The organism is Streptomyces sp. MK7, assembly GCF_032658145.1.
Taxonomy (GTDB): Bacteria; Actinomycetota; Actinomycetes; order Streptomycetales; family Streptomycetaceae; genus Streptomyces; species Streptomyces spiralis.
On the sequence record NZ_JAVACL010000015.1, the window covers coordinates 115,957 to 142,063 of the forward strand.

A 26,107-nucleotide genomic window follows, 5' to 3' on the forward strand; every position below is an offset into this window, starting at 1 on the left:
GCTCCCGTTGTCAGAGGTGAGCGGTATTTTTGATGCTGATCGTCACGCCGCTTTCGCCGGCTGTCACGGGAGTGTGCGCCCGGCGGTCCCGCAAGCCGTTCTGCCCGAAAGGTCCTCGTGAAGCCCACCCTGGCCGCCGCGCAGCTCCGCGGCAGTCTGACGCAGTACCTCACGACGACGTACGCGCTGGCCGACGAGGACACGCGGCTCGCGCTGGAGCGGTTCCTCGGGGATCCGGAGACGGGGATCTTCCGGGGCCCGTATCTGCGGATCAGGACGCCGTTCCATCCCGCTGACGACGGGTGGCGGTCGGCGCTGGAGTGGCAGCCGTCGTTCACGCCGTGGCGGCACCAGGCGAGGGCGTAGGAGCGGCTGAGCACGTACAAGGGGGCGGCCGAGCCTAGGCCCTCGCCTCTTCAAGATCCCTCAGACGAGACCTGACTCACCCGTCCACAACCTCCCCGGACAGAACATCTAGCGGCACGTCGATGCGCGACAGCTTTCTGCGGTCACCGTGGACAGGCCGTACGGAGAAACGGGACGAGCCTCGCGCGCGCCGGACGATTCTCTCGAACGGAGCAGCCCGGCTCTCACGGGGGTGATGTGCGCACGGGAGCGGGCTCCGTGACCGGCGCCTCGGTGATCAAGATGCCCCTCACCGCCTCACCGCCGGTGGACACTCACGGCGTAGCCGCCGCCGCCGTAAGGGGCGGCGTCCCAGGTGGCGAAGCGGTCGACGAAGGTGAGGCCGGCCGCGGCACAGTACTCGTCGTACTCCGACAGGGTGATGCTGGGCGGCACGGGCAGATGGGATGCGTCCAGGCCGAAGCCGGCGATCATCAGTCCGCCCGGGCGCAGGGCCGCGGACAGGCGGTCGACCACCGTGGCCTCGGTGCCGGCGGCGAGCAACGGGAGAACGTTGCCCGCCGCGACCACGAGATCGAACCCCGCTGCGATACCCAGCAGGTCCGGCTCGAATTCGGCCAGGTCGACCTGGAACCAGGGCAGTCGCGGCGCCTGCTTCCGCGCCACGGCCAGCATCGATGCGTCAAGGTCCACACCGACGCAGTCGTATCCGAGTTCGGCGAGCCGGATCATGACCCTGCCGGTACCGCATCCGGCGTCCAGCACCCGCGCTCCGGCGGGCACGAGCGCCGCGCAGAACCGCGCCTCTCCGTGCACGTCCTTCCCGCTGCGGGCCAGGGCCGCGAACCGTGCGGCGTAGTCCTGTCCGGACGTCTCCCCGGTCAGCTCTTTCCATCGGCTCATGCGGCCTACTCTAGGCGGACCTTGTGACGTCCAGGACTGGCCCCGACGCCGGGATCCCGGCAGCCACAGCGTGATCGTCGCGACGTTCGACGGCGTGGGACGACGGCCGCCCCGTCCACGGCGCGGTGGGCCGGTGTGGGGAACGGAGGGTGAGGAGGGTGATCTCGCCGGGGGCGAAGACGCGGAACGGCGGGCCCCAGAAGCCGGTGCCGCGGCTGGTGCAGAGGAGCGTGCGGGTGCCGTGGTGGGCGAGGACGGCCAGGGCGGGCTGGTCGAGACGGGTGTCGCCGATGATCGCCGCCCGGTCCTGCTGGCGCCGGCCGTGGCCGCGGACCATCGCGAGCGGCATGCACACGAGGCCGAGGACGAACAGGGCGGTTCCGGCCGGCGTGACGGGCAGCGGCCAGTGCTGGCCGCCGTACAGGAGCACCCAGCAAGGCACGGCCCACAGCAGCACGGGGCGATCATGGGGATGTAGCGCATCAGGCGGTGCAGTCGCCTCTGCCGTGGTGCTTGCGCCTCACCCTCGGCGGGGCGGGTGCTGCTGGTGTCGGTCAACCTTGGCCTCCCTGACCGGGCTGCCGTCCCGCGCACTGTATCGGGTCGTGCTCGGGCCGCCGAGACCGGCGTTCGACCTCACCCGAGGCTCTGCACCACCACGGGCGGGTCATTCCCCGGCCGGCCGCCCTCACACGCACGTGATCATTCCGGAGTGATCGCGGGAGCGATGGAGCCCCGGGGTCCGCCCAGTGCTCTACGCCGGGACGAGGACGGTGAGCCATTCCGCTTCACGTGGCCGGTATCCGTAGCGGTCCCACAGCCTCGACACGATCGCCGGGACATGGCCGGCTCCGTAGACGACGGCCACCCGGATCGGCTCGGCGCCGCGCTCCGTGTGGATCTCGCCGAGCGCGTCGAGCAACCGCTGGTCGCGCCGGTCGGTCATCGCGTGCTCGACAGGACCGTCGGCCAGCATCTCCGCGCGCAGCGTCGACGGCAGGTCCTCGACGACCAGATCCTCGTCGAGGAAGGCGCGCGGACCGCGCAGCGCGAACACCAGGCCCATCACCGGGGCCCCGGCCATGAGCAGTACGTACCTCCACCGCGGCAGTGTCCTCAGATCCTCGATCGCCTCCGTCGCGGTCACATCCGGGTTGACGACCGGCACGTCGTCGGGAAGCAACAGATCGGCGCGCTGCTCCTGGAGGCCGTTGCGCCGCCGGCGGGGGGCGAACCGGTAGGCGAGCGTCAGGACACTCACGCCGACCGAACTCCCCCGGATTCCCTCCATGACGATCAGGTCGCATTCCCTGAGCCTGAGACGGACCTGGGAGTAGAACGTGGGCGAAGCGACGTGCAGCATCGGGAAGATCACGAACTCGAGTGGCGTCCCCGTCCGCCTCAGCGTGATCACAGCGGATCGGACGGCGTACCCGGTCACCTCGATGATCTGCATGATCCCCCCGGCGAGGCTCACCCGTTCACCTGTTCACCCGCTCCAGGAGACGATCCCGCCCGAGGCCATGGTTCCCATCCAGGCGCCGGCAGCCACCGCACTGAGCAGACCGCGGCACGACGGGGACTTGCCGGCGCGTTCAGTGCCGTGGCTCACCCCCCTGTCAGGGGGGTGGTTGCCGGCGTGCTGACGACCACCCAGTCGATTGGGCAGCGAAGGGATTGAGGAGTCGCCGGGAAATTTTCGGGAGCACGGAGCGCAATCCCTCGGACGGGCTCGCCCGTACAACCCCGTGACTCACCCGAACCGCCTTGTGAGAGAGGGACGGAGACGTCATGAACCGAGGACGCATCACCGTGACCGGGTTCGCGCCGGCGGCGATGCTCGCGCTGGCCGGCTGTGGCGAGGGCAGCGGTGACAGCGGCACCACGGCGCAGAGTGCGCCGTCGGCGCAGGCCACCGACGCCTCGACCCTGAAGACGAGCAGTTCGCCCTGGGCACCGTGCTGGTGGACGGCGGCGGACGGACGCTGTACCTGTTCACCGCCGACGGCAAGAACACCAACTCCATGAACTGCGACGCGGCCTGCCTCAAGCTCTGGCCGCCCCTGGAGGGCGAGCCGAAGGCGGGCGGCGGCGTCGACGCCGGTTTGATCGGCACGACGGTCGGCGGCAGCCGGGCCCAGGCGACGTACGCCGGGCATCCGCTGTACTACTACGCAGGCGACCAGGCTGCCGGCGACGTCGGGGGACAGGGTATCGACGGCATCTGGCACGTGCTGGACGCGCGGGGTTCCGCCATCAAGACGGCAGCCCCGGCCGCCTCCTCCACGCCGGGGAGCGGCGACGGGGGGTACGGCTACTGACCCCACCTGGTCTGCTTCGGATGACCTGACACGGTTCGCACCTGGCGAAGTCGCTTCCTCGACCGCGTCCGGGACGGCCTGGCCGACGAGCCCGGGCCGAGTGTCCGACCTGCTCCCTTCCCGAGCATGGTGTCCCGAACATGCGACGTGGCGCTTCGTGACGCAACCGGTCCGACGCGCGGCATCAGGGGCCGCCTGGCCGTTCGGCGCGAAGTGGTCCGGTCTTTTGCTCAGAAATGGTCCGCACATGTGGGGGGACGCGCGCATACGGTCGGGTCGCGACGCATGTGATGGGGACCACAATGATGAGTATTGACCAGGCCGCGATGAGCATTGACCAGGCCGCGCTCCTGGAGCCGCTGGAGCTCCGCGAGATATCCGACGCAGCGATAACGGTGATCGACGAGCAAGGGACGGTGGTCGCGTGGACGCGAGCCGCTCAGCACCTTGTGGGGTACTGCGCTGAGGACGTGGTCGGCCGATCCGCCACGCTCGTGCTGCCGTCATTCGAGGAGCTGGGTGCATCGGCGTTCGCCGAGCAGTGCCGTGCCCAAGGTGGCTGGTCGGGCACCGCGGCGGTCCGCCACCGCGACGGCCGCACGCTCAACCTGAGCGTGCGCCTCTCGCTGCTGTGGGGACAGGACGCGAACCACCGGTGGCTGGTGTCCCTGACCGGCATGGGCGCGTGCTCCCCAGGAATGGTGGACGGATCGGTGCGGAAGTCGCTGTTCGCCCGCGCGCCGGTCGGCATCGCCATTCGTGACCCGCAGCTGCGCTGTATCTGGACGAACGCCGAGATGGAGCATGACGGCATCTCCCGTGACCGCAGGGTCGGACGCCGCCTGAAGGATTCACTGCCCGGCTTCGAGGCCGAGGCCCTTGAAGCGGTGATGCGACAGGTGCTGGCGAGCGGCACTTCCGCGGTCCACGAGTACCGGGCATGGCCGCCGGAAGACCCACGCCGGGAACACGCGTTCTCGGTCTCGTTCTTCTGCCTCCTGGACGCGGACGGCCAGGCACTGGGGGTCTGCTCCCTGACCGTGGATGTCACCAGCAACCAGGGGGTGCGCGAGCGCCTTGCGATCCTCAGCCAGGCCGGCACACGGATCGGGAGCAGCCTGGACGTCATGCAGACCGCACAGGAACTGGCCGACGTCGCCGTGCCTCTGCTGGCCGACCACGTCACCGTCGACCTGGCCGAGCCGGTTCCACTCGGCGGAGAGCCGTCCGCCCGGATCGGCACCACGTGCGATCACTCCCGCGTGTTCCGACGTGCCGGTCTGGCCTCGATCCACCCAGGGGTCCCAGAGTCGGCGTTCGCTCGAGGGGAGACGATTTCCGTCCCCCCGAGCTCGCCACTCGCCGCCGCGCTGCGCACGGGAAAGTCCCGCCTGGAACCCGTACTGGACACCACCCCTGGGACATGGGTCGACCACGACCCGGCACGGGCGCAGAAGATCCGTGAGAACGGGATTCACTCCATGATGATCGTGCCCATCCGTGCCCGGCACTGCGTGTTGGGCGTGGCCTTGTTCGCGCGCACCGAGGACCCGACGCCGTTCCGGCAGGACGACCTGCTCCTGGCCGAGGAACTGGTCACCCGGGCCGCGCTGTCCTTGGACAACGCCCGTCAGTACACACGCGAACGCAGCACGGCCCTCGCCCTCCAGCGCAACCTGCTCCCACACCGTTTGAGGGGCGGCGTCGCCGTCGAGGCGGCCGGGCGCTACCTGCCGGCCGACACGGACGCCGGTGTCGGAGGCGACTGGTTCGACGTGATCCCGCTGCCTTGTGCCCGGGTGGCCCTCGTCGTCGGTGATGTGGTCGGACACGGCATCAACGCCGCGGTCACCATGGCCAGGCTGCGCACCGCCGTCCACACGCTCGCGGAGCTGGACCTGCCCCCCGACGAACTGCTGAGCCACCTCGACGACAGCGTCCGGCGGCTGGCCGGGGAGGATGACGACGCTCCGGATCAGATGCCCGAGATCCTGGGCGCGACCTGTGTGTACGCCGTCTACGACCCGGTCACCCGGCAGTGCACGATGGCACGGGCCGGGCACCCGCCGCCCGCGATAGTCGACGCACAGGGCAAGGTCACCTTCCCCGACCTGCCCACCGGGGCCCCACTCGGCCTGGGTCTCGGGCTGGTCCCCTTCGAGGCGGTGGAGGTGGAACTGCCCGAAGGAAGCCTGATCGCGTTCTACACCGACGGCCTGGTCGAATCCCATGACGACGACATCGATGCCGGCATGCACCGCCTCGCCACCGCACTGGCACAACCCGAACAGCCCTTGGAAGACCTGTGCTCCTCGGTGATGGAGACCGTGCCGGCTCAGGCGGCATCTGACGACGTCGCCTTGCTCCTTGCCCGGGTCGACGCGCTCAAGCCGACCCACACCGCCTCTTGGGAACTGCCGGCCGCGCCGGTCGTCGTCAGCGCCGCCCGGCACCTGGCCGCCCGTCAACTCCGCGCATGGGGACTGGAGCATCTCGTGCCCACAACGGAGCTGATCGTCAGCGAACTGGTCACCAACGCCATCCACCACGGCGCCGGCCCGATCCGGCTACGACTCATCAAGCACCAGGTTGTGACCTGCGAAGTCTTTGACCGCGGATCGTGTTACCCGCGCCTGCGCCATGCCCGTAACGTCGACGAGAACGGCCGGGGACTGTTCCTGATCGCCCAGTTGTCCAGCAAGTGGGGCTTCCGCTCCGCGACGGACGGCAAGCTCGTCTGGGTCGACCAAGAACTCCCGTCCACGCTGTGAGGTGGGGACCGACGAGGGCCTCCCTCTCGGTCCCCACGCCGGTACTCCCCTGCCGCCGCGGAGATCCCCCCTGAGCGGGTGCCGCTGTGCCTCTGAGTTGCCCGATTACCTGACAGAAAGCAAGGATGAAGTCATGGCGTACGAAATCGAGAAGTCAGACGCCGAGTGGCGCGCGGAGCTCAGCCCGGAGGAATACAGGGTGCTGCGCGGCGCCGCGGACGAGGCGGCGTTCACAGGAAAGTACACCGACACCAAGGAAAAGGGTGTCTACTCCTGCAGGGCCTGCGGTGCTGATCTTTTCACCTCCGAGGAAAAGTTCGACTCTCGCTGTGGCTGGCCCGCGTTCTACGACCCCAAGGATCTCGAGTCGGTCGAAGTGCAGCAGGACGCGTCCCCTTATCCTGTGGTTCGGTGCGCTCGTTGCGGGTCGTATCTTGGAGAATTGTTCGAGGGTGAGGGATTCGCGACACCGACGGACAAGCGATACTGCATCAACAGCCTCTCGCTGCGGCTGAAGCCCGGCAATTCCGACTGATCTGCAGCGTCGACGAACGACCGGCAGGCGGGGCCGCTGGAAGTCAGCGGCCCCGCCTGCCCTTGTCCCGGAGCCTGGCGTTACTGTACTGGAAGCGGCCGTCGAAACAGGTACCGCTCTTCAGGTCGGAGAACCGAAGGCCGACGACGGCGTTCTTCTCCACCACCCAGCGCAGATCGTAGGAGGCTGGGTACGAGGGCGGCCAGAAGGGACAGAAGCGCCCATTCTCGTCGACGGACCAGGTGCCCTCCGTCTGGCGTCCCGCCTCGAAGAAGAGGCGAATGACAGGAGCGGCAGCAGCGGTCCGGTCCATTTTTCGTGGCGAGTCTCTGTCCACTGCGCTCGCTCATCGCCCGCGGACCGACCGGCGTCCAGTTCGTCAGCTCCGACGCCGTGGGTGACCATGCAGCTGCGGACCGTGTTCGGTGAGCTCGGCGCGGTCGCGGTGAAGCCCTGATCCGGCACGTCCGCTCGGCCCTTGGGACCCCTGCTGGGACAGCACCGTGCACAGTGCGTCCAGTGCGCCTGCCCACGCGCTGTCCGAGGGTGCCGCGTAGTTGAACACCAGGGCCTCCCGCTCGGGCAGCTGCCGTCCGCGGTCCGCCACTTCGTACCGGAACTGCGCCAACCCTCTCACCGGCAGATGATGCCGGGCCGCGGCCTGGACCACCGAGTCTTCGGTGCCCCGCGGGAGTTCGAGCACCGTCTGCAGTCCCGCGTCCATCCCGGTCACACGTATGCCGGGAGCCCGCCGGCGCAGGACCTCGACCAGCTGAGCGCGGCGACGCCGGTAGCGCAGCCGCATCGAGCGCACATGGCGGTCGTACGCACCCGAGGCGATGAACTCCGCCAGTGTCAGTTGCTCCAGGGCGCTCGTCATGTAGTCGCCGTGGCTTTTGGCGGTCGCGATCTCCGCGATGAGTTCCTCCGGCAGCACCATCCATCCGAGCCGTACCCCCGGCGCCAGGGACTTGCTCACGGAACCGAAGTACACGACCCGCTCCGGATCGAGTCCTTGCAGGGCCCCCACCGGCTGACGGTCGTATCGGAACTCCCCGTCGTAGTCGTCCTCCAGGATCAGGCCGTCCGTGGCACGTGCCCACTCGACGGCGGCCATGCGCCGGTCCGGGCAGAGCGCGACCCCCGTCGGGTACTGGTGAGCCGGGGTCATCAGCACCGCCCCCACTTCGCGCAGCCGCGCGAGGTCGTCGATGCGTGCGCCATGGTCGTCGACGTAGAGAGGCGGGGTGTGCAGACCGGCGTCTGCCAGCACATCGCGAAACACGTCGAGTCCGTAGGCCTCGACCGCCACCCCTCGCACCCGCCGGCCCCTGAGCGCCTGCGCCATCAGCCCCAGACCGTGGTGGAAACCGGAACAGACGACGATCCGGTCCGGCTCGGCGAACACCCCGCGGGTCCGCCCCAGGTAGTCGGCGAGTGCGGTGCGCAACTCCGACCGGCCTCGGGCGTCCCCGTAGCCGAGGGCGTCGCGTGGCGCGGCGGCCAAAGCCCGCCGGGCAACGGTGAGCCACTGCGTGCGCGGAAAGGTGGCGAGATCCGGTGCGCCGGTCCACAGGCCGTACCGGGGACGGGGCTCGTCAGGCCTCGCGCGAGGAGGGCCGGGCGCGGCCCTGTGCGGCTCGACCCGCGTGGCCACCCGGGTCCCGGAGCCCTGCCGGGCGGTGAGCCAGCCCTCGGCGGTCAGCTCGGCGTAGGCCTCGACCACGGTGTGACGCGAGACGCCGAGGTCCGCGGCGAGTGAGCGGGAGGACGGCAGCCGACTGCCGGGCGCCAGACGTCCCGTGCGCACGGCCTCCCTCAAGGCGTCCGCGAGCCCCGCGCGCAGCCCCGGTCCTGACAGCTCCAGATGCAGGTCGGCACCGAACGCGAGGGGCGGCCCGGCCGAACTGGTCCGATGACGTGCCACGTAGATGAACCATACTCCCGGACCATCGACCGGCCGGTGGTCGTGAGGCCGCGCCGCCGGCCGTCCCTCGCCGCGGTGACGGCCGGTCCCCGTCTCGTTCTGCGAGCGTGTTCGCCACAGGCGGGAGGGGCCTCCTCCACGAAACCCGCGGACATCGCCGTCGTCCATGCACATACGACGAGGACCCCGACTGTCAGGTCGAGGCCCTCGTCATGCTGATGTCACTGTTCGTGTCCGAGGGGGGAATCGGCCGCTGACGATACGGTCGTGGTGGCGCAGGGACACCTCGTGGTGCAAGAACCGCGGTGGCGCCGTACCACCTCACCGGCGGTGGACGCCGACGGCATACCCGCCGCCGTCGTAAGGGCCGGCGTCCCAAGTGGCGAAGCGGTCGGACAGGGTGAGGCCGGCCCCGAGGCAGCAGTCGCCGTACTCGCCCAGGGTGATGCTGGGGCGGCACGGGCAGGTGGGTTTGGGCCAGACCGAAGCCGGCAACCATCAGACCGCCCGGGCTCAAGGCTGCGGCCAGGTGCTTCACCACCACGACCACGGTCCCGGCGGCCGGCAACGGCCAAACATCGCCCGCAGCGACCACGAGATCGAAGTCCGCCGCGATGCCGAGCAACTCCGGCTCGAACTCGGCCTCCTGGGACGCCTGTCCTTGGGTCACGTCCACGCCCACGACGCTCGTCTCGGTCACAACCACGCGACGCCGGGCGTCAGCCGGGCCTCGCCGTCAGGCCGGCGGGACCGCGTGGGCCGCGGCCGTGAGCCAGCGCCGCCCGGCGTCGAGGTGCGCGGCCGCCCGCGGAAGGCCGCCGAGAGGCCCGGACAGCGTCGCCAGGGCCACGCCCAGAGCGGCGGTGGGCACGCCGCGGGCGCGGAGGAATTCCGCGCCGAAGGAGAGATAGTCGGTGAGGACCTTCGGATCGTCGACGTAGTTCGCCGCGGCTACGACGTCCGGGAGACGGCCGAGGTCCTCCAGAACGGCCTCGGCGTGCTCCGCACCCGGGTCGCGCAGCCGCGGGTACCGCTCCAGCAGATGGGCGAGCAGCCGCCGCAGCAACTCGGCCCGCTGCCGGACGATCCGGAAGTACTCTTCGTCGGCGAGGTGTCCCAGGGGCGCCGCTTCCCGTGGGGTCTGGGGCCACCGCACGGCGAGCGTCTCGGCGGCGGCGGCCGGGTCGGGCGCGTACAGGTCGGCTCCGAGCGTGCGGGCCCAGACGCCTCCGGGTCCAAAGCCGGAGCCGCCCACGAGCACCGGCGTCCCGGCGCGCTGGCAGCACTCGACGAGGTGGTGTGCGGCAGGCAAGCGCACCGGGATCATGCATGACAGGCCCACCAGGTCGGGCCCGTGCCGGTGCATGTGGGACACCAGGCGCGGGGCGGGGACGTTGGCGCCCAGGAACGTCACGTCGAAGCCGCGCAGCCGCAGCACCTCGGCGGCGATCCGTGCGGGCAGGGTGTGGCACTCCCCCTCGACGCACGCGAACACGACTCGGCGGGCCGGTGCGGAGTCCCGGGGCCGCGGCCTGGCGGCCGCGGCGGCCACGCCGCTCACCACGCGCTCGCTCACATGGGTGGCGGCGTGCTCCTGCGCCACGCTCCACTCCGTGGACACCCATCGAGCGCCGACAGCGGCCTGTGCCGGGGCGATCAGACGGAGCAGAACGTCCTCCGCCGCGACGCCGGCCCGCAGCAGGCCCAGGGCGAGCGCGGTGGCCCCGGTCTCGTCGGCGTGGGCGAGGTGGTCGTCGAAGGCGGCACGGATCCCCGGCGCGACGGCGGACGCGCCGGTCACCGCGAGGCTCCGGCGGCGCCGGACGAACCGGGCGAGGGGGGCGACGACTGGAGCGCCAGCACCGCGATGTCGTCGTGGGCACGTCCAGCCAGCCACTCGGCGACGCGCAGGTCGATCCGCTCGGCGACCGCGCCGGCGGGCATCCCCGCGCAGCCCGCCAGGTCGTGCGCGAGCCGCTCCGCCCCGTACTCCTCGGCACCGGTGGGGCCGCCCCGTGCCTCGGTGACCCCGTCGCTGTACAGCAGGATCAGCTCATCGCGCGCCAGGCGGACCCCGGCCTGGCCGAATTCAGCGCCGGGCAGGGCCCCGACCAGCATCCCGCCCACGTCCACAGCCTCCACGATGCCACCACGGCGCAGCACCAGCGGCGGCAGATGCCCGCCCCCGGCGAGTAGGACGTCCAGGGTCCCCTGGGCGCCCGGGCGGGCCACGCCCGTGACCAGGCTGGTGAACCGGCCCGAGTCCGCCTCGAGCAGCGACTGGTTGAGCACGTCGAGCACACGGAGTGGCCGGGACTCGACGAGGGCAAGGGTCCGCAGGCTCTGACGGACGTGACCGGTGAGCACGGCCGCCTCGACGCCCTTGCCACAGACGTCCCCCAGGGCGAACTCCACGCCCCCGCCGCCGTCCCGCGCAGGCTGCACCTGGTAGAAGTCGCCGCCGAAGCCCAGTGCATCCGGGGCGGGACGGTAGGCGGCGCCCAGCCGCACCCCCGGCGCCTCGGGCAGCGGCGCCGGATCGAGGCCCGACTGGAGCACGGCCGCGGTATGGGCCTGCTGGGCGTAGAGGGCGGCGGTCGACAGTGCCATACCGGCCCGGAAGGCGAAATCGCACACCAGGGCGGCGTCCGCGGCGGGCCGGCGCCGGCCTCCGGCCGAACGGACGAGAACCAGAGCCCCCGCCGGGGCCCCGCTACCCGGCAGTGCCGTCACGAGCGACTCCCCTCCCCTGCCCGGGTCCGGCGGCGCCGCCCCGCCGAGCGCACCGAGCATGCCCGGCCGGCAGGGGGCGGGCCGCGGCGACAGGCCCGCCAGGGCCCTCGCCAGTTGCGGCATACGCTCGAGGGAGGACGCCGGCAAGGTGCCCGATTCCACCGCGGCGCCCGGCGCGGTGCAACGGTGCCAGTCCGCGTGGCCCCCGCGCGGCGGCAGTACGAGCAGCGCAGCGTCCGCCAAGGTCGGCGCGGCGAGTTCCACCACGCTCCGGGCGGTGCGGCCGTGGTGCAGGGAGGCCCCCAGCCGTCGGCTCGCCTCGCTCAGGAACGCCGCCCGGAACCGCTCGGCTCGTAGCTCGGCCCTGCACCGGCGGACCCCGGTCTCGTCACTGACGAGCCACACCGAGCAGTCCTGCACCGTGCTCCTGCGGCCGGTCAGCCGCCGACCGAGGAATTCGGCATCGAAGCGCGCCGCAGAGGCGACGACCGCCTGCCCCAGGGGTCCGGCTGCCGCGGGGTCCGGCGTCATCCCCGGCCGCAGGTCCGGAAAGTAGACGCCGGTCGGGCTGTTGCACCAGCGGACCACGCCGGAGGCGTCGCAGACCACGACCGCCTGGTCAACGAGGTCGAGCAGGGTATCCAACAGCTTGCGCCCGGGGCGGCCCCGCGCTTGCCCGCCGCCGTTCGACGCCGGGTTCCGGGCCTGCGTGCCCGTCACCGGTCTCGTACCTCGCCAAGACGGGCCCCGGCACAAAGCGGAACACCACCGCCGCCGACCGCGCCGGCCGGCGCAGGAGACATACGCACCGCCGCTTCACACTCCGACACCCGAGAAATCCCTTAAGTCTGTTTTCTACCTTACAGCCCGAACTTGCCGGGCCGCCGATTGCAGAACACCCGTGGCCGGCCGCGAACCGGGGTCGCGGCGGCGCGGTACGCAGGCAGGACCGGATCCCTCCGGCGGGCACAGTCGTACGCGGGCTCGTGCAGACCACCGGGTCGACATCGTCCTGCACAGCACGTAGGCGCCGCGGTCGTACATCCTGCTGGAGCAGAGCACTCCGCCCGTGCTGAGGCCGCCTCGGCGGTGGACGACGAGGCTTCCGTCGCCCCGCACGGTCGCGTAGGCGGCGGGATGCCCCGGGGTCCTGGTGGACCCGATGGCCGCTCCCCTTCGCGTGCGGTGCAGGACGAGGCTGCCGTCGGGCCGCAGCACCAAGGAACGCGCGCTGCCCCTGCATGACCCACAACCCGCCCGATGAGTGGATCCACTCCAACGCACCCGCCCACGAAGCGATCATCAGCCCCGCTCTCTTCGATGCCGCCCGCACCGTGCGCACCCAGCGCGCCCGCAACCAGGGGCGGCAGGAGCGCGCCGGCAAGCGGGGCGCGCTCCCCTACGCCCTGCGCGGCCGGATCCGCTGCAGCCTGTGCGGGCGCAAGATGCAGCCCGCCACCATCCGCAGCCACGTCTACTACCGCTGCGAGTTCAAAGAGGAAGAAGCCGCCCTCTACCCCGATCTCACCCACCCACGCACCGTCTACCATGTCCGCGCGGGCCATGACGGTGGGTCCGTCGCCGTCGGCCAGTACGCCGATCACTCCCGTGCCGCCGATGCCGCCGGTGACCTCGTAACCGAGATCCCGCAAAGCATCGGACACCTTCTTGGCCGTGCGGTGCTCCCGCAGGCCGAGTTCAGGATGCTGGTGAAGATCACGGTAGAGATCCTCGAGTTCGGAGCGGAAACCAGCGGCGGCGGTGCCGCCCCGGCCAGAAGGCATGGATGGGTACAGGCCGGATGTCCGCGGCTTCATCGCCGGAACCCAGCCGGACGTGTTCACCGAGCACATCCAGAAGTTCGTGCAGTTCTCCGACCTCGCTACTGCGCCGAGGGCCGGAGCGGGCTGCAGGACCGCAGCAGCAGTCCGCACCGGCACGCCACACGATACCGCAGAGTGGGCTTGACAGCCCAGTCTCTACGCTATTAACTCTGCGAAGTGGGCTGTCAAGCCCACAAGAGTGCCTCGGCCCGACCTGGGCTCGGCGACTACTCGCACAGCTACCGGAGGTTGATCCGTTATGTCGCGGCTGAACGCGCCCCCTCTCGACGACGCAGACGTGTCACCAGTGATCAACCGGCCTCGCCAGGGCAGAACGCTCCGGCTGGCATTCTCATCTGCGATCGTCTCCCTGGTGGCCTCGTTCGCCGCGTCGGCCGCACCGATCCCCCTGTTCAACACCTACCGGGCCGAGGACGGGTTCACCAACGCCGGCATCTCGCTGGCCTTCGTCACCTACTCCGTCGGCATTATCGCGGCGCTGTTGGTGCTGGGACGGCTGTCCAATCATCTGGGCCGACGGCGCACCGCGATCGCCAGCCTCGGCCTGCTCCTGCTGGGGTGTCTGCTGCTGCTGAACGTGCACGACATCGGCACTCTGCTGGCCGGTCGGCTCCTGATGGGCGTCGGTACGGGGTTGGCCAGCAGCAGCCTCACCTCCTACATCGTCGACGCCGCGCCAGCCAGGCCGGCCTGGCTGGCCTCCGTCGCGTCCAGCCAGGGACCCATGCTCGGCCTCACCCTCGGTGCCATCGCCGCCGGCGCCCTGGTCCAGTTCGCCCCCTGGCCACGCGAGCTCATCTACCTGGTGTGCGCCGGTCTCCTCGTACTGTCTGCCGCACTCATCGTCGTCAGCCCGGAAACCGCGAAGCCGACGCCGGGCGCTTGGCGGTCGCTGCTACCCCAGGTCCGCGTACCGGCGCGGGTCAGGCGTCTGCTCCCTGTCGCGGCCACGGTGTTCGTGGCCGCCTATGCGTCCGGGGCCTTCTACCAGTCCTTCATGCCCGCGCTGGTCGAGGATCAACTTCACACCCACAGCCCGCTCATCCTCGGACTGGCGTTCGCCGCCTACATGGCCCCCAGCGTTCTCGGTGCTCCGATCGGGGGCCGGTTCACACCAGCGGCGGCCCAACGCATCGGCATGATCGTCTTCCTGGCCGGGTGGATCGGCATCATTACAGCCATCGCCATCGGCACACTGCCGTTGTTCATCACTGCAACCATCGTCACCGGCGTCGGTCAAGGCATCGCCGTCAGCGCCGCCACTCGCGGCCTGCTCCACGGAAGCACCCTGGCCGACCGGGCGCCGATCTTCAGCGCGATCTACCTCCTCTGCTACAGCGGTGCCGCCTTCATCAGCCTCCTTTTCGGCCAGCTCTCGAACGCCTTCTCGCTACCACAGATCGCGCTCGGATACGGCGCCCTTGCCGTTATCGCCACCCTGTTCACAGTCCTCGCTGCACGCAACCCGCACATGGAGCCGGCCAGCCAACGGTGAGTAATCACATGACGGACCTCGCCGGCAGAGCATTGCCGACGTGCCGTGCCATAGGGACTGACACGAAAATGACTCGTTGGTGAGTCAGTCGGTCACCAAACGGCCGCTCCCGGGGATGGTGACGAGGCTCGCCAGGTCCTGCTCGCGGTTGGCCAGCAGCCGGGCGATCCGGTCATCGAAACCGGCGATGACCCGCTTCCAGCGGTCGATCTCGTCCAGGTAGTGCCGGACCATGAACGCGTGGTGGTCGGTGAACTCGCCGTCCAGTGCCTCGATGAGAGCGGGGATCTTGTTGCGGGCCCGGCCGACCGCAAGGTCGGCCAGGCGACCGGGATCACGCTCCCCGGCGATGAGGGCTTCCAAGATGGCCCGGCCACTGGTGCCTGCGATGTCGCTGAGGACCGCCGAGAGCTTCATTCCAGTGTCCTCGAGTTCCTTCTCCAGCCGCTGTGCCTCCCACCCGGCCGCCCGGACGAGTTCGGTGCGGCGTCGGGTCAGATCACGTAATTCTCGGATGTCCCACTGCGGCACGAAGGAGGCCATCACCATGCCCGCGTCCCCGGCCCGGGCGAGGAAGGCCGCGTCGTTGGGATCGGTCTTGCGACCCCGGATGCCCTTCAGGTGGGCGGGGTTGACCAGCATCAGGTTCAGGTGCGGTTGCAGCCGGTAGTAGACACCTCGCCAGTAGTCCGAGGTCGCCTCCATCACCACCACATCGACCTGGCGGTCCACCAGCCAGGACAGCAGGCGCCGTATCTCGCCGGTGGTGGTACCGAACCGTTCGGTCTCCAGCGACCAGCTGCCGGCCCGCTTCGCAGACGGGGTACGTACGCAGGCGAGCAGGAGCCGCTTGCCCAAGTCCACCCCCGCCGAGCGCAGATGGATGATGTCGTCCTTCACGTCTTGATGGCGGGGCATCCTCGTCTCCCTCCCGATGTGTCCGTGCTCGCGGACGTCCCGGAGGGGCCAAGGGAGGAGGCGGAGTCTGACACGCGTGCTCCCGGCAGCGGATACCGATGCCCTGGCAACAGTCCGTGGTCCCCTGGTCGGCCCCCATCGCCATCCTGTAAAACGAGCTCGCTCGCATCGCAGGCCCATCGGCTGACCGGGGCACCCGCTCCCATTTTCTCGTATCACCCTCGGCCACCGCACCCACATGACCCACAACCCGCCCGATGAGTGGATCCACTCCAACGCACCCGCCCACGAAGCGATCATCAGCCCCGCTCTCTTCGATGCCGCCCGCACCGTGCGCACCCAGCGCGCCCGCAACCAGGGACGGCAGGAGCGCGCCGGCAAGCGGGGCGCGCTCCCCTACGCCCTGCGCGGCCGGATCCGCTGCAGCCTGTGCGGGCGCAAGATGCAGCCCCCCACCATCCGCAGCCACGTCTACTACCGCTGCGAGTTCAAAGAGGAAGAAGCCGCCCTCTACCCCGATCTCACCCACCCACGCACCGTCTACCTGCGCGAAGACATCGTGTGCCAGGCCCTGGACCGGTGGATCGCCCGGGCCTTCGCCCCCGACCGGCTCCCCGCCACCATCGAAGCGCTCACCCACGCAAGCGCCGCAGCCAGCACCGCAGAGACCCAGACACCCGAGCAGGCCCAAGCACGCCAGGCGATCAAGGAGTGCGAGCGGCGGCTCGCCCGCTACCGAGCAGCCCTCGACGCCGGAGCCGACCCCACCGTCGTCACCCAGTGGATCAACGAGGCCCAGCGGGACAAGGTCGCAGCGCAGAAGAAGCTCGACGCGCAGCCCGCCGGTACTCGCAAGAAGCAATCCCCGCTCGACGCGCGACAGATCCGGCAGATCACTGAGAGTCTTGGAGATATTGCACAGCGCATCCAGATCGCCGCCGTCGAGAAGAAAGGTCCGCTCTACGAGGCCCTGGGCATCACTATCAGCTACGAACACGCAACGAGGACCGCGACCGTAAAGTCGAGGCCCTCGTCACCGTATCGTCAAGCATTGTGTCCGAGGGGGGACTTGAACCCCCACGCCCGATAAAGGGCACTAGCACCTCAAGCTAGCGCGTCTGCCATTCCGCCACCCGGACCAGGTGTCTGCCGCTCGGCGGGGTGATCCCCGCAGCGACACGGACAACAATACCAAGGTTTCGGAGTGGCTTTCACCTGCGTATCCGTCCGGTACGCAGGGGTGTGACGCGGCTTTGCCGGGCTACCGACGGTCACCCGGCGGTCACGTCATGGCGTCAGTCGGTACTCCGGGAAGTTCCCCGGCAGCCGCTCCCCCGGTGCACCCTGGGTCACCGCGCGGACCAGAAGGTCGCCGCCGACGAAGGCGCCGCGCCACGCAGCGCCGAAGCCGCCGAAGAGCTCGTCCCGGTCGCCTCGGGAGCGGGGCGTGCCGTGGCCCACCTTGAAGGCGCGGATCTGGGGGGCCAGGCGGTCGAAGGTGGCCCTGTCGTCGGTCGACAGGGTGGCGACCAGCGCGCCGTTCGAGGCGTTCATCGCCGCCAGCAGTTCCGCCTCGGTGTCGACCAGGACGATTGTGTCGACAGGACCGAACGGTTCGGCGTGGTGGAGCGGGGAGGACGGTGGCGGGTTCAGCAGGGTGACCGGGTGGACGTACGCCGATGTGTCCTGGCCCGGGAGGAAGCGGGCGTCCTCCGGCCGGCCCCGGTGCAGGGGGATCGCGCCGCGGTCGACGGCCTCGGTCACCTGGTCCGTGAGTTCCTTCGCCTTGGCGGCGTTGATCAGGGGGCCGTAGTCGAGCTCGGGGAACGGGGCGTCCGGCCGCTCCACGGCCAGGGGGTGGCCGACCCGTACGGCGCGCACCGCAGGAAGGTACGCCGCCAGGAACTCGTCGAACAGTGCGCGCTGGACGACGAAGCGCGGGTAGGCGGTGCAGCGCTGCTTGCCGTAGTCGAACAGTTTGGGGACGACGGCCGCGAAGGTCTCCCAGTCGCTGTGGTTCCAGATGCCCCAGGTGTTCAGGCCCTCCTGCTCGAGGATGTGCCGTTTGCCGAGGTCGGCGACCGCCGTGGCCACCGCCGCGCCGGTGTCCCGGCCGCCGACGAAGGACACGCAGCCGATCTCCGGCGCCCGCACCAGCGCCTCGGACAGTTCGCGTCCGCTGCCGCTGACCAGGGTGACGGGTACGCCCTCGCGGGCGGCCAGCGCACAGGCCAGGGTGAGACAGGCCACACCGCCGTCGGTGGGGGTCTTGGCGATGACCGCGTTGCCCGCCAGGGATTGGACCAGCATCGCGTGGACGAGGACGCTCATCGGGTAGTTCCAGCTGGCGATGTTCGAGACCGGGCCGTCCAGGGGGGAACGGTTCGCGATCATCGGCTCTATGCCGTCGACGTACCAGCGCACTCCGTCGATGGCCCGGTCGACGTCCGCCTGTGCCAGCCGCCACGGCTTGCCGATCTCCCAGACCAGCAGCAGCGCCAGGAGCGCGCGGTGCTCGGTGAGGGCGTCGAGGGTGGCCGCGATCCGGGCGCGGCGTTCGGGCAGGGGGACGTGGCGCCAGGCGCGGTGCTGGTCCAGGGCCGCCCGTACGGCCCGTTCGGCGGTGACCGCGTCCAGGCGGGGCGGGCCCGCCGTGGGACGGGCGTCGACCGGGCTGGTCGCCGGAAGCGGCCGGCCGTCCGCCCGCCAGGCGGCGTTCCAGAGGTTCAGGACGCGGTCGTCCCGGAACGCCTCGGGGGCGACGGCGAGGCAGCGCTGCCATGCGTCGCCCCAGGAGGTGTGGGATTTGAGGGTGAGGGTGGATGCCATCGGATTGCTCCGCTCTCGGTGCGTCGGTGCGCTCACGCGCGCGCTCCCAGCGCCGCCAGTACGAGGCGCGCCGTCTGAGTCGGTGTGCTGCCCACCGCCACCCCGGCCGCCTCCAGCGCCGCCTTCTTCGCCTGCGCCGTGCCCGTGGAGCCGGAGACGATGGCGCCCGCGTGGCCCATGGTCCTGCCCTCGGGGGCGGTGAAGCCCGCGATGTAGCCGACGACCGGTTTGGTGACGTGGTCGCGGATGTGGGCGGCGGCGCGTTCCTCGGCGTCGCCGCCGATCTCGCCGATCATCACGATCAGTTCGGTGTCGGGGTCGGCCTCGAAGGCGGCCAGGCAGTCGATGTGGCTGGTGCCGGTGACCGGGTCGCCGCCGATGCCCACGCAGGTGGAGAAGCCGATGTCGCGCAGTTCGTACATGAGCTGGTAGGTGAGCGTGCCGGACTTCGAGACCAGCCCGATGGGGCCCGGCTTGGTGATGTCGGCCGGGATGATGCCCGCGTTGGACTGGCCGGGGGTGATCAGTCCCGGGCAGTTGGGGCCGATCACCCGGGTCCCCGTCCGTTGCGCGTACGCGGTGAAGGCGATCGTGTCGTGCACGGGGATGCCTTCGGTGATGACGACGACGAGGCCGATGCCCGCGTCGGCGGCCTCCAGGACCGCCGCCTTGGCGAAAGCCGGGGGGACGAACACCACGCTCACGTCCGCGCCGGTCGTCTCCCTTCCTTCCCGCACCGTGCCGTAGACGGGGACCGCGCTGGGGGCACCTCCCAGGCCGTCAAGGCACTGGGGGACGTCGAAGTCGACGGTCCGGCCCGCCTTGCGCGGGTTGACGCCGCCGACGACGTCCGTGCCGGCCGCGAGCATGCGGCGGGTGTGCTTCATGCCCTCGCCGCCGGTCATGCCCTGGACGAGGACCTTGCTGTCCTTGGTGAGGTGGATGGCCATGGCGTGCCGTCTCCTTAGGCTGTGGTGGCGAGTTCGGCGGCACGGCGGGCGGCGCCGTCCATGGTGGTGGCCTGGTGGACCAGGGGGTGCGCGCGTGCGTCGAGGACGGCCCGGCCGCGGGCGGCGTTGTTGCCGTCGAGGCGTACGACCAGCGGGCGGGTCAGCCGGACCGTGTCCAGGGCCCGCACGATGCCCTCGGCGACCGCGTCGCAGGCGGTGATGCCGCCGAAGACGTTGACGAGGACCGACCTGACCTCCGGGTCGGAGAGGATGACGGCCAGTCCGTCGGCCATGACCTGCGCCGACGCCCCGCCGCCGATGTCGAGGAAGTTGGCGGGACGGGCTCCGCAGCCGGCCACCACGTCCAGCGTCGACATGACCAGCCCGGCGCCGTTGCCGATGACGCCGACCTCTCCGTCGAGCCTGACGTATCCCAGGCCCTTGGCGGCGGCCGCCGCCTCCAGCGGGTCGTCGTGCGGGGACTCGTCGGCGCCCCAGCGGGCCTGCCGGAAGCGGGCGTTGTCGTCAAGGGTGACCTTTCCGTCGAGGGCGAGGATCTGTCCCTGCCGGGTGCGCACGAGCGGGTTGACCTCGACGAGGACGGCGTCCTCGCGGACCAGCACCTCCCACAGCCGCACCAGGACGTCGACGGTCTGCGGTGGGAGCCCGGCCGCCTCGGCGATCTCGCTCGCCCGCGCCGAGGTGACGCCCTGGGCCGGATCGATGTGCACACGGGCGACCGCCTCCGGCCGGCGGGCGGCGACCTCCTCGATGTCCATGCCGCCCTCGGCCGAGGCGATCGCGAGGAAGCGGCCCGCGGCGCGGTCGAGGACGTAGGAGACGTAGAACTCCTTCTCGATGTCCACCGGCTGGGCCAGCATGACCGTGTTCACGGTGTGGCCCTTGATGTCCATGCCGAGGATCTGACGCGCCGTCCGTTCCGCGGCGGCGGGGTCCTCGGCGAGCCTGACACCGCCGGCCTTGCCCCGCCCGCCGGTCTTCACCTGGGCCTTGACCACCGCGCGGCCGCCGAGCCTGCGGGCGATCTCCCGGGCCTGCTGGGGTGAGCCGGTCACCTCGGCACTCGGCACCAAGATGCCGTGCTCTGCGAAGAGTTCCCTTGCCTGGTGTTCGTACAGGTCCATCTCGGCTCCTGTCTGCGAAGCCATCGCGAGGCCGAACTGGCGATGACTGAAAAGTGCCGCGCACCCCCTGGACACCTTCCACCGGATGCGGGATAACAAGGTTCATACAGTATTCGTCGACTGTATGCAATGTACCGCGAGAGCAGTTCCACCCCTACGAAGGGACAGGACTTCGCCATGCCCGACGACACCCAGGACGCCCAGCAGGCCCGGCCCGCCGAGGACGTGATCTCCGGCGGCCATCTCGTCGCCAAGGCCCTCAAGGCAGAGGGAGTCGACCGCATCTACACCCTGTGCGGTGGCCACATCATCGACATCTACGACGGCTGCGTCGACGAGGGCATCGAGGTCGTCGACGTGCGACACGAGCAGGTCGCCGCCCACGCGGCCGACGGCTACGCGCGCCTGACCGGCAAGCCCGGCTGCGCGGTCGTCACCGCCGGTCCCGGTACGACGGACGCCGTCACCGGTGTCGCCAACGCCTTCCGCGCGGAGTCCCCCATGCTGCTGATCGGCGGTCAGGGCGCCCACACCCAGCACAAGATGGGGTCCCTCCAGGACCTCCCGCACGTCGACATGATGACGCCCATCACCAAGTTCGCGGCGACGGTGCCGGACACCGCACGCGCGGCGGACATGGTGTCGATGGCGTTCCGCGAGTGCTACCACGGGGCACCCGGGCCGTCCTTCCTGGAGATCCCACGGGACGTGCTCGACGCCAAGGTCCCGCGCGAGAAGGCCCGTGTCCCGGCCGCCGGTCACTACCGGGCCTCCACCCGCTCGCCCGGCGACCCCGAGGCGGTCGAGACCCTCGCCGACCTCCTGGTCCACGCCGAGAAGCCGGCCATCCTGCTGGGCAGCCAGGTCTGGACGACCCGCGGCACCGAGGCCGCCATCGAGCTCGTACGGACCCTGAACATCCCCGCGTACATGAACGGCGCCGGACGCGGCACCCTCCCGCCCGGCGACCCGCACCACTTCCAGCTCTCCCGCCGGTACGCCTTCTCGAACGCCGACGTCATCGTGATCGTCGGCACGCCCTTCGACTTCCGCATGGGCTACGGCAAACGCCTCTCCCCCGCGGCGACGGTCGTGCAGATCGACCTGGACTACCGGACCGTCGGCAAGAACCGCGACATCGACCTCGGGATCGTCGGTGACGCGGGGCTGGTGCTGAAGTCCGTCACCGAGGCCGCCTCCGGACGCCTCAACGGCGGCGCCGCCAGGCGCAAGGAGTGGCTCGACGAGCTGCGCGCCGCCGAGCAGACCGCGATCGACAAGCGGCTGCCGCAGCTGAGGTCCGACGCCTCCCCCATCCACCCCTATCGGCTGGTCAGCGAGATCAACGACTTCCTCACCGAGGACTCGATCTACATCGGCGACGGCGGCGACATCGTCACCTTCTCCGGGCAGGTCGTCCAGCCCAAGTCGCCGGGCCACTGGATGGACCCGGGCCCGCTCGGCACCCTCGGCGTCGGCATCCCCTTCGTGCTCGCCGCCAAGCAGGCCCGCCCCGACAAGGAGGTCGTCGCCCTCTTCGGTGACGGGGCGTTCTCCCTCACCGGCTGGGACTTCGAGACGCTGGTCCGCTACGACCTGCCCTTCGTCGGGATCGTCGGCAACAACTCCTCGATGAACCAGATCCGCTACGGCCAGGCCGCCAAGTACGGCAAGGAGCGCGAGCGGGTCGGCAACACCCTCGGCGACGTCCACTACGACAAGTTCGCTCAGATGCTCGGCGGCCACGGCGAGGAGGTCCGCGACCCCGCCGACATCGGCCCCGCCCTGCGGCGCGCCCGCGAGTCGGGCAAGCCCTCGCTGATCAACGTCTGGGTGGACCCGGACGCCTACGCCCCCGGAACGATGAACCAGACGATGTACAAGTGAGGAGAGTGTCCATGACGGGCAAGGCACTTGAAGGCATCCGAGTCCTGGACATGACCCACGTCCAGTCCGGCCCCTCCGCCACCCAGCTGCTGGCCTGGCTCGGTGCGGACGTCGTCAAGCTGGAGGCGCCGACCGGCGACATCACGCGCAAGCAGCTGCGCGACCTCCCTGACGTCGACTCCCTCTACTTCACGATGCTCAACTGCAACAAGCGCAGCATCACCCTCAACACCAAGACCGAGCGCGGCAAGGAACTCCTGACCGAGCTGATCCGGCGCTCGGACGTCATGGTGGAGAACTTCGGTCCGGGAGCCGTCGACCGGATGGGCTTCACCTGGGACCGGATCAAGGAGATCAACCCGCGGCTCGTCTACGCCTCCATCAAGGGGTTCGGCGAGGGCCCGTACACGAACTTCAAGGCCTACGAGGTCGTCGCGCAGGCCATGGGCGGGTCGATGTCGACCACCGGCTTCGAGGACGGGCCGCCGACCGCGACCGGCGCACAGATCGGTGACTCCGGGACCGGGGTGCACCTGGTCGCCGGGGTGCTCGCAGCGCTGTTCCAGCGGGAGCGGACCGGGCGCGGGCAGCGGGTCAACGTGGCCATGCAGCACGCGGTGCTCAACCTGTGCCGGGTGAAGCTGCGCGACCAGCAGCGCCTGGCCCACGGCCCGCTCGCCGAGTACCCCAACGACGACTTCGGCGACGAGGTCCCCCGCTCCGGGAACGCCTCCGGCGGCGGTCAGCCCGGCTGGGCGGTCAAGTGCGCCCCGGGCGGGCCCAACGACTACGTGTACGTGATCGTGCAGCCGGTCGGCTGGAAGCCCATCAGCGAGCTGATCGGCCGGCCCGAGCTGGCCGGCGACCCCGACTGGGCCACCCCGGAGGCAAGGCTGCCGCGCCTGAACAAGATGTTCCAGCTGATCGAGGAGTGGTCCTCCACCCTGCCCAAGTGGGAGGTGCTGGAGAAGCTCAACGCCCACAACATCCCGTGCGGGCCGATCCTGTCCACCAAGGAGATCATCGAGGACGAGTCGCTGGTCGCCAACGAGATGGTGGTGCGCGTTCCCCACCCCCAGCGCGGCGAGTTCGTCACCGTCGGCAGCCCGCTGAAGCTGTCCGACTCCCCCGTCGACGTCAGCGGTTCACCGCTGCTCGGCGAGCACAACGAAGAGGTCTACGTCGGCGAGCTGGGCCTCGGCGACGAGGAGCTGCGCCTGCTGAAGTCGAACGGGGTGATCTGAGTGATGGCCGAGGACCGGGTGCTGAGGGTGCGCGCCCTGCTCGACTCGGTGCGGGCGGAGGGCCGCGGCGCCCTCACCGCGCCCGAGGGCAAGGTGATCGCCGACGCCTACGGGATCGCCGTACCGGGCGAGGAGCTGGCGCGGGACGTGGACGAGGCCGTGGCGTGCGCGGCACGGTTCGGCGGGCCGGTGGTGATGAAGATCGTCTCGCCGGACATCCTGCACAAGACCGACGCCGGCGGGGTCGTGGTCGGCGTGGAGGGCGCGGCGGACGTACGGGCGGCCTTCCACCGGATCGTCGAGAACGCCCGGGCGTACGACGCCGACGCCCGTATCGACGGTGTGCAGGTGCAGGAGCTGCTGCCCGAGGGGCAGGAGGTCATCGTCGGCGCGGTGACCGACCCGACGTTCGGGAAGGTGGTGGCCTTCGGGCTGGGCGGGGTGCTCGTCGAGGTGCTGAAGGACGTGACGTTCCGCCTGGCACCCGTGGACGCCGACGAGGCGCTGTCCATGCTCGACTCGATCCGTGCGGCGGACGTCCTGCGCGGGGTGCGCGGGCAGGCGGGGGTGGACCGGTGGGCGCTCGCCGAGCAGATCCGGCGGGTGTCCCAACTGGTGGCGGACTTCCCGGAGATCGCCGAGGTGGACCTCAACCCGGTGGTCGCGACATCGGAGGGTGCGGTCGCGGCCGACATCCGGGTGATCCTCGCCGACCAGCAGCCACCGGCGCGCAGGAAATACACCCGCGACGAGATCCTCACCTCCATGCGGCGGCTGATGCAGCCGGCCTCGGTGGCCGTCATCGGCGCCTCCAACGAGCCGGGGAAGATCGGCAACTCGGTGATGCGCAACCTCGTCGACGGAGGTTTCTCCGGGGAGATCCACCCGGTGAACCCCAAGGCCGATGACATTCTGGGCCGCAAGGCGTACAAGAGTGTCACGGACGTTCCCGGTGAGGTGGATGTGGCGGTCTTCGCTATCCCCGCCAAGTTCGTGGCCTCGGCCCTGGAGGAGGTGGGACGGAAGAAGATCCCCAACGCGGTGCTGATCCCCTCCGGCTTCGCCGAGACCGGTGAACACGAACTCCAGGCGGAGATCGTGGCGATCGCCGAGCGGTACGGGATCCGGCTCCTCGGGCCGAACATCTACGGCTACTACTCCACCTGGCAGGACCTGTGCGCCACGTTCTGCACGCCGTACGACGTCAAGGGCGGGGTGGCGCTGACCAGCCAGTCCGGCGGGATCGGGATGGCCATCCTGGGCTTCGCCCGCACCACGAAGACGGGCGTGTCGGCGATCGTGGGCCTGGGCAACAAGTCGGACCTGGACGAGGACGACCTGCTGACCTGGTTCGGTGAGGACCCGCACACCGAGTGCATCGCTATGCACCTGGAGGACCTGAAGGACGGCCGCGCCTTCGTGGAGGCCGCGCGGGCGACCGTGCCGAAGAAGCCGGTCGTGGTGCTGAAGGCGGGCCGTACGGCGGCGGGCGCGAAGGCCGCCGGGTCGCACACCGGCGCCCTGGCGGGCGACGACGCCGTGTACGACGACATCCTGCGGCAGGCGGGCGTCATCCGGGCGCCCGGTCTGAACGACATGCTGGAGTACGCCCGCGCGCTGCCCGTGCTGCCCACCCCGCAGGGCGACAACGTGGTCATCATCACCGGCGCCGGCGGCAGCGGAGTGCTGCTGTCCGACGCGGTGACCGACAACGGGCTGTCGCTGATGGAGATCCCGCCGGACCTGGACGAGGCGTTCCGCCGCTTCATCCCGCCGTTCGGCGCCGCGGGCAACCCGGTGGACATCACCGGGGGCGAGCCGCCGTCGACGTACGAGGCGACGATCCGGCTGGGACTGGAGGATCCGCGCATCCACGCGCTCGTCCTCGGCTACTGGCACACCATCGTCACCCCTCCCATGGTGTTCGCCGAGCTGACCGCCCGTGTGGTGGCCGAGTTCCGCGAACGCGGCGTCCAGAAGCCGGTGGTGGCCTCGCTCGCCGGCGACGTGGAGGTGGAGGAGGCCTGCCAGTACCTCTTCGAGCGGGGCGTCGTGGCGTACCCGTACACGACGGAGAAGCCGGTGGCCGTGCTCGGTGCGAAGTACCGGTGGGCCCGGGCGGCCGGGCTCCTCTCATGACACCGCCACACACAAGACCGGCCGGGGGTCCGGGGGTTGCCCCCCGCGCGAAACACAGCCCGGTGGGCCCGGGCGGCCGGGCTCCTCTCATGACACCGCC

The 26,107-nt window shown here is 70.5% G+C and carries 18 protein-coding genes, 1 tRNA gene and 4 pseudogenes; 9 read left to right on the plus strand and 14 right to left on the minus strand.

Going from position 1 to position 26,107, the window contains the following annotated elements; translation table 11 throughout:
• Positions 1 to 117 precede the first annotated feature (117 nt).
• Positions 118 to 363: pseudogene (locus R2S09_RS18735) on the plus strand (hypothetical protein); the annotation flags it as partial.
• A 300-nt stretch (positions 364 to 663) separates the two neighbouring features.
• Here the strand turns inward: R2S09_RS18735 and R2S09_RS18740 are convergent.
• The 3 genes and pseudogenes from R2S09_RS18740 to R2S09_RS18750 form a co-directional block, all read right to left on the minus strand.
• Positions 664 to 1,269 (minus strand): methyltransferase domain-containing protein, encoded by a 606-nt coding sequence (locus R2S09_RS18740; RefSeq protein WP_316742187.1) that lies wholly within the window; start codon positions 1,267 to 1,269, stop codon positions 664 to 666.
• A gap of 274 nt (positions 1,270 to 1,543) precedes the next feature.
• Positions 1,544 to 1,827: pseudogene (locus tag R2S09_RS18745) on the minus strand (metallophosphoesterase); the annotation flags it as partial.
• A 196-nt stretch (positions 1,828 to 2,023) separates the two neighbouring features.
• Positions 2,024 to 2,746 (minus strand): hypothetical protein, encoded by a 723-nt coding sequence (locus R2S09_RS18750; RefSeq protein ID WP_306191256.1) that lies wholly within the window; start codon positions 2,744 to 2,746, stop codon positions 2,024 to 2,026.
• Positions 2,747 to 3,227: 481 nt separating this feature from the next.
• On the opposite strand from R2S09_RS18750, the gene R2S09_RS18755 reads away from it, so the two are divergent.
• The 3 genes from R2S09_RS18755 to msrB all read left to right on the plus strand — a co-directional run bounded on the left by R2S09_RS18755 (position 3,228) and on the right by msrB (position 6,896).
• Complete coding sequence (locus tag R2S09_RS18755) at positions 3,228 to 3,590, plus strand: hypothetical protein (protein WP_316742191.1); 363 nt, start codon at positions 3,228 to 3,230, stop codon at positions 3,588 to 3,590.
• Positions 3,591 to 3,916: 326 nt separating this feature from the next.
• Positions 3,917 to 6,361: a SpoIIE family protein phosphatase gene (locus R2S09_RS18760; RefSeq protein WP_316742192.1), complete on the plus strand. Its 2,445-nt coding sequence runs from the start codon at positions 3,917 to 3,919 to the stop codon at positions 6,359 to 6,361.
• Positions 6,362 to 6,494: 133 nt separating this feature from the next.
• Positions 6,495 to 6,896 carry a peptide-methionine (R)-S-oxide reductase MsrB gene (gene msrB / locus R2S09_RS18765; RefSeq protein WP_316742195.1) on the plus strand — a complete coding sequence of 134 codons (402 nt, stop codon included), beginning with the start codon at positions 6,495 to 6,497 and terminating at the stop codon, positions 6,894 to 6,896.
• Between the two features lie 43 nt (positions 6,897 to 6,939).
• Here the strand turns inward: msrB and R2S09_RS18770 are convergent, their stop codons facing one another.
• From R2S09_RS18770 to R2S09_RS18795, 6 genes and pseudogenes are all read right to left on the minus strand, one after another.
• Positions 6,940 to 7,209, minus strand: a complete 270-nt coding sequence (locus R2S09_RS18770; protein ID WP_316742196.1) for a hypothetical protein — start codon at positions 7,207 to 7,209, stop codon at positions 6,940 to 6,942.
• Positions 7,210 to 7,275: 66 nt separating this feature from the next.
• Positions 7,276 to 8,823: a PLP-dependent aminotransferase family protein gene (locus tag R2S09_RS18775; protein ID WP_316742197.1), complete on the minus strand. Its 1,548-nt coding sequence runs from the start codon at positions 8,821 to 8,823 to the stop codon at positions 7,276 to 7,278.
• Positions 8,824 to 9,144: 321 nt separating this feature from the next.
• Positions 9,145 to 9,466 (minus strand): annotated as a pseudogene (locus R2S09_RS18780) (SAM-dependent methyltransferase); the annotation flags it as partial.
• Between the two features lie 93 nt (positions 9,467 to 9,559).
• Positions 9,560 to 10,624, minus strand: a complete 1,065-nt coding sequence (locus R2S09_RS18785) for a cobalamin-dependent protein (protein WP_316742199.1) — start codon at positions 10,622 to 10,624, stop codon at positions 9,560 to 9,562.
• On the minus strand, positions 10,621 to 12,276 hold the full coding sequence (locus R2S09_RS18790; RefSeq protein ID WP_316742201.1) for a PP2C family protein-serine/threonine phosphatase: 1,656 nt from the start codon (positions 12,274 to 12,276) through the stop codon (positions 10,621 to 10,623). The genes R2S09_RS18785 and R2S09_RS18790 overlap by 4 nt, the downstream gene beginning before the upstream one ends.
• Positions 12,277 to 13,103: 827 nt before the next feature.
• Positions 13,104 to 13,340 (minus strand): annotated as a pseudogene (locus tag R2S09_RS18795) (hypothetical protein); the annotation flags it as partial.
• A 298-nt stretch (positions 13,341 to 13,638) separates the two neighbouring features.
• Between R2S09_RS18795 and R2S09_RS18800 the strand changes: the two are divergent.
• Complete coding sequence (locus R2S09_RS18800; RefSeq protein ID WP_306191247.1) at positions 13,639 to 14,895, plus strand: MFS transporter; 1,257 nt, start codon at positions 13,639 to 13,641, stop codon at positions 14,893 to 14,895.
• A gap of 84 nt (positions 14,896 to 14,979) precedes the next feature.
• Here the strand turns inward: R2S09_RS18800 and R2S09_RS18805 are convergent, their stop codons facing one another.
• On the minus strand, positions 14,980 to 15,813 hold the full coding sequence (locus R2S09_RS18805; protein WP_316742204.1) for an IS110 family transposase: 834 nt from the start codon (positions 15,811 to 15,813) through the stop codon (positions 14,980 to 14,982).
• Positions 15,814 to 16,051: 238 nt separating this feature from the next.
• Here R2S09_RS18805 and R2S09_RS18810 point away from each other — a divergent pair, with 238 nt between their 5' ends.
• A complete protein-coding gene (locus R2S09_RS18810) occupies positions 16,052 to 16,903 on the plus strand; it encodes a zinc ribbon domain-containing protein (RefSeq protein ID WP_316742205.1) in 852 nt (283 codons plus the stop codon).
• Here R2S09_RS18810 and R2S09_RS18815 read toward each other — a convergent pair.
• The 4 genes from R2S09_RS18815 to sucC form a co-directional block, all read right to left on the minus strand.
• Positions 16,868 to 16,952: transfer RNA gene (locus tag R2S09_RS18815), tRNA-Leu, on the minus strand. The genes R2S09_RS18810 and R2S09_RS18815 overlap by 36 nt on opposite strands.
• 148 nt (positions 16,953 to 17,100) lie before the next feature.
• Positions 17,101 to 18,642 carry an aldehyde dehydrogenase family protein gene (locus tag R2S09_RS18820; protein ID WP_306191244.1) on the minus strand — a complete coding sequence of 514 codons (1,542 nt, stop codon included), beginning with the start codon at positions 18,640 to 18,642 and terminating at the stop codon, positions 17,101 to 17,103.
• A 32-nt stretch (positions 18,643 to 18,674) separates the two neighbouring features.
• Entirely contained in the window at positions 18,675 to 19,592 is a 918-nt protein-coding gene (gene sucD, locus R2S09_RS18825) for a succinate--CoA ligase subunit alpha (protein WP_316742207.1), read from the minus strand.
• Positions 19,593 to 19,606: 14 nt separating this feature from the next.
• Positions 19,607 to 20,737: an ADP-forming succinate--CoA ligase subunit beta gene (sucC, locus tag R2S09_RS18830; RefSeq protein ID WP_316742209.1), complete on the minus strand. Its 1,131-nt coding sequence runs from the start codon at positions 20,735 to 20,737 to the stop codon at positions 19,607 to 19,609.
• 177 nt (positions 20,738 to 20,914) lie between these two features.
• Here sucC and R2S09_RS18835 point away from each other — a divergent pair, with 177 nt between their 5' ends.
• The 3 genes from R2S09_RS18835 to R2S09_RS18845 are packed head-to-tail and all read left to right on the plus strand — an operon-like array spanning position 20,915 to position 26,007.
• Entirely contained in the window at positions 20,915 to 22,624 is a 1,710-nt protein-coding gene (locus R2S09_RS18835) for a thiamine pyrophosphate-binding protein (RefSeq protein ID WP_316742211.1), read from the plus strand.
• 11 nt (positions 22,625 to 22,635) lie between these two features.
• Entirely contained in the window at positions 22,636 to 23,868 is a 1,233-nt protein-coding gene (gene frc, locus R2S09_RS18840; protein ID WP_306191238.1) for a formyl-CoA transferase, read from the plus strand.
• A gap of 3 nt (positions 23,869 to 23,871) precedes the next feature.
• A complete protein-coding gene (locus tag R2S09_RS18845) occupies positions 23,872 to 26,007 on the plus strand; it encodes an acetate--CoA ligase family protein (RefSeq protein ID WP_306191237.1) in 2,136 nt (711 codons plus the stop codon).
• Positions 26,008 to 26,107 lie beyond the last annotated feature (100 nt).